The organism is uncultured Roseovarius sp., assembly GCF_913054395.1.
Lineage (GTDB): Bacteria > Pseudomonadota > Alphaproteobacteria > Rhodobacterales > Rhodobacteraceae > Roseovarius.
This window is the reverse complement of sequence record NZ_CAJXIP010000236.1, coordinates 1-3,357: the sequence shown is the minus strand read 5'-3', so window position 1 is coordinate 3,357 and position 3,357 is coordinate 1. Positions and strand designations below refer to the sequence as shown.

3 protein-coding genes and 2 pseudogenes are annotated in these 3,357 nt (G+C 62.5%); 2 read left to right on the top strand and 3 right to left on the bottom strand.

Features of this window, described 5'->3' with window-relative positions; all coding sequences use genetic code 11:
• The first annotated feature begins 66 nt into the window (after positions 1-66).
• Together QZ522_RS18605 and QZ522_RS18600 are read left to right on the top strand one after the other, a co-directional pair.
• On the top strand, positions 67-792 hold the full coding sequence (locus QZ522_RS18605) for a metallophosphoesterase family protein (RefSeq protein ID WP_294615108.1): 726 nt from the start codon (positions 67-69) through the stop codon (positions 790-792).
• A 126-nt stretch (positions 793-918) separates the two neighbouring features.
• Positions 919-1,647 (top strand): annotated as a pseudogene (locus QZ522_RS18600) (beta-ketoacyl synthase N-terminal-like domain-containing protein); the annotation flags it as partial.
• On the opposite strand, the pseudogene QZ522_RS18595 reads toward QZ522_RS18600, so the two are convergent.
• The 3 genes and pseudogenes from QZ522_RS18595 to QZ522_RS18585 all read right to left on the bottom strand — a co-directional run.
• A pseudogene (locus QZ522_RS18595) lies at positions 1,624-2,307 on the bottom strand (extracellular solute-binding protein); the annotation flags it as partial. The pseudogenes QZ522_RS18600 and QZ522_RS18595 overlap by 24 nt on opposite strands.
• Before the next feature lie 57 nt (positions 2,308-2,364).
• Positions 2,365-2,892, bottom strand: a complete 528-nt coding sequence (locus tag QZ522_RS18590) for an AAA family ATPase (protein ID WP_037163033.1) — start codon at positions 2,890-2,892, stop codon at positions 2,365-2,367.
• Between the two features lie 84 nt (positions 2,893-2,976).
• On the bottom strand, positions 2,977-3,357 hold a 381-nt coding region (locus QZ522_RS18585), incomplete at its 5' end, for an aminotransferase class I/II-fold pyridoxal phosphate-dependent enzyme (protein ID WP_294615102.1).

Here is a 3,357-nt window from a genome sequence, read left to right as displayed (position 1 = left end):
GGCGATGGGGGCGGCGCCCCCTAAATCCTGCTGGACATTCCGGACGCGAGAGGGCTTTTGTGCGCCATGACACATCCAATCTATGCCATCCCCGACGTTCACGGGCAGGATGCCCTGCTAGAGGCCGCTTTGACGCTGATCGAGGCTGAAGGCGGCCCCGATGCCGAAATCGTTTTCCTTGGCGATCTTGTCGATCGTGGCCCTGATAGCCGCGCGGTGATCGACCGGGTGATGCGGGCACAGGCGGCCGGGCGCAACTGGACCGTGCTGCGTGGCAATCATGATCAGATGTTTGTCGATTTCATCGAACGCGGCGAGATACACCCGCCGCGCCTGCGACCCGATCTAAGCTGGCTGCATCCGCGTCTTGGCGGAGACGTCACCCTTGCCTCTTACGGGGTGGCCTGTTCCGAAGCCGACCTCAATCTCGAGGCCGCCCGCGCGGCTGTGCCCGCCGAACATATTGAGTGGCTTGCGAACCTGCCGCTGACCCATCTTGTCGGTGATCTGCTGTTCGTTCACGCGGGCATTCGCCCGCGCATCCCGCTGGAGCGACAGGACCCCGACGATCTGATGTGGATCAGGGACGGGTTTCTTGACCACGAAGCCCCCTATCCCTGGCTGTTGGTGCATGGCCATACGGCGCTTGATATGCCGACGCATTTCGGCAATCGGATTGATCTTGATGGCGGTGCCGGACGGGGTCGCGCGCTCTGGCCTGCGGTGTTCGAGGGGCGCGATTGCTGGCTGTTGTCCGAAACCGGGCGCATCCGGCTTGTTCCGCCCAGGTAATCCTGTAATCCCGCGCCGGATTTGGCGGTGGGTCGGTCTTCCCCACCGCAAGTGACGAAAGGTCCGCATTGCCATCTGCGCGGCTTCCTCGCTAAGGTTGTGCCAACTTGAAACCGAGGGGACATCATGACCGATATCGTAATTCTTGACGGCGCGCGCACGGCGATTGGCACATTTGGCGGGGCCCTTGCGGGCACGCCGCCCACGACTCTTGGCGCGATCGTCGCGAAAGAGGCGCTGGCGCGTTCCGGTGTCGAGGGCGGACAGATCGGGCATGTGGTGTTTGGCCATGTGATCAACACCGAACCGCGCGACATGTACGTCAGCCGCGTTGCCGCTATTGATGCGGGTATTCCCGACACGGCTCCGGCGATGAACGTCAACCGGCTTTGCGGGTCGGGCGCTCAGGCGATTGTCTCGGCAGTGCAGTCCCTGATCCTGAACGACGCGGATTTCGCGCTTGCCGGCGGGGTCGAAAACATGTCCCGCTCGCCCTTTATCATCCCCGATCAACGCTGGGGTGCCAAGATGGGGGATGTCAAAACCCTTGATATGATGCTGGGCGCGCTCAACTGTCCGTTTGGTACCGGCCATATGGGCGTGACGGCAGAGAATGTCGCCGCCGAGAATGACATCAGCCGTGCCGATCAGGATGCCTTTGCCCTTGAAAGTCAACGCCGCGCGGCGCAGGCGATTTCCGAGGGCCGTTTCAAATCCCAGATCGTTCCGGTCGAGGTGCGCGTCAAGCGTGACATGGTGGCCTTTGACACCGACGAACACCCCAAGGCGACCACCGCCGAAGCCCTGGCCGGATTGCGCACCGTGTTTCAAAAGGACGGCACCGTTACCGCCGGAGGCGATGGCATCATTGTCCTTCAGCGCCCGGTAGTAGTCCCAGCCGAGGCTGTCGACGCCGGTCAGTGTCTGTGTGTGGATGAGCGCTGCACCCGAGGTCAGCGGGCTCGGCATGGCGACCAGTCCCTTGGCTTCCGGCTTGGTCAGGTCCTTCCAGCTGGTCGGCTTCATTCCGGCCTGGGTGTTGTACATGATGCCGGTGGTGATCAGCTTGGTGGAATAGTAGTGACCGTCGGCGTCATAGAATGCGGGCTCGAAATTCTGGGCTTCCGGCGACTTGTAGGCCATCAGCTGGCCGGCCTGCTTCATCCGCTCGAGCGTGACGGTGTCGGCGATCAGCAGAACGTCGGCAACCGGGTTGCCGGCCTCGATCTCGGCCATCAGCTTGGCCATGATCTTCGGCGTTCCGTCGCGGACCCACTCGACGTCGAGACCGGGATTGGCGGCCTTGAAGCCGTCGACGGTGGCCTGGGCGTCTTCATTGGGCTGGCTGGTGTAGATCACCAGGTCGGCGGCTTCGACGGCGCCGGCAGGCAGTGACGTGGTGGCGAGAGCGGAAAAGGCGGAGACGATCTTGTTCATGGGATGGTCCTTCCTGCTGGGATTGCCCTCGCTAGACCACAGGCATCTGACAGGCTTATGACAATCGGCCGACGTCATTGTGGATGAGGTGGCGGCGGCAGGCTTTCCACACGCAGAAACGCACCTTGCAACCTGTCAGGCGTACCGCCCTGGTGGACGGCTGCCAAGCGCGAGCCTGGACATTACCTCGGCGACGGATTGCTCCACATCCTGCGCCGCAGTGTCGATGACAAGTGGGCTTTGACCCCAGTCTTCATAGTGTCGGTTGGTAATTTCGTCCCAGCTCGGATTCCTCGCTCCCGGACCGTCGGTTGCTCTTGCTTCCGCCCGTCGGCGATGCTCGTCCTTGTCCGAACAGATGATCTCTATTTCGACTGCCGGGACCCCCGATCGTGCTGCAACCGAGAGCCACGCATCCCTGGTGATTTTGATGCAGTTCACCGAATCCGCGACCACGGTGTTGCCGAGCCTCAGATTGTCTTCGGCAACCCCGTAGGCGACCATGTAGCCCGCCGGACCAACCTCGGATTTCAACACGTCAGAAGCTCGTATCGCCTGCTCGGCGGTATCGACACGGACATAAGTCCCTCCGGTCTGCTTTGCCAGGGCCCGAGCGACCGTGGTTTTTCCGGTGCCTGGCAGACCGCCAAAGATGATCAGCATGGATACGAACCTCCCCTTCGGACAAACAAAACCGATCGCTTCGATCAGCGATCGGCAGACTTCCGGGAGGCCCGTATCACACCTTTATGCAGCTTCGGCGACAGCCTGACCGATCAGCCGGCCGAGCCGCTGGATGCCCTCCTCGATCATCGCCTCGTTGGCGCAGGAGAAGGACAGCCGCAGGGTGTTGTTGTTGGAGCCGTCGGCATAGAAGGCCCGGCCCGGCACGAAGGCGACCTTCTCCGTCTGGATCGAACGGGCCAGAAGCTCGGCACCATCCATGCCCTCCGGCAGCCGCACCCAGACGAACATACCGCCCTCCGGCTTCGTCCAGCTGGCGCCGGCAGGCATGTATCTGGCAAGGGCTGCCAGCATCGCATCGCGGCGCGCGCTGTAAGCCTTCTTGATCTTCGCCACCTGCTCGGGAAAGCTCGTCTGCGCGACGGTGGCGGCCGCCATCTGGTT

What these genes read in the sequence shown, in the direction of transcription:
- QZ522_RS18605 (WP_294615108.1), top strand. Translation starts at nt 67, where the DNA reads ATGACACATCCAATCTATGCCATCCCCGACGTTCACGGGCAGGATGCC.
- QZ522_RS18590 (WP_037163033.1), bottom strand. Translation starts at nt 2,892, where the DNA reads ATGCTGATCATCTTTGGCGGTCTGCCAGGCACCGGAAAAACCACGGTC.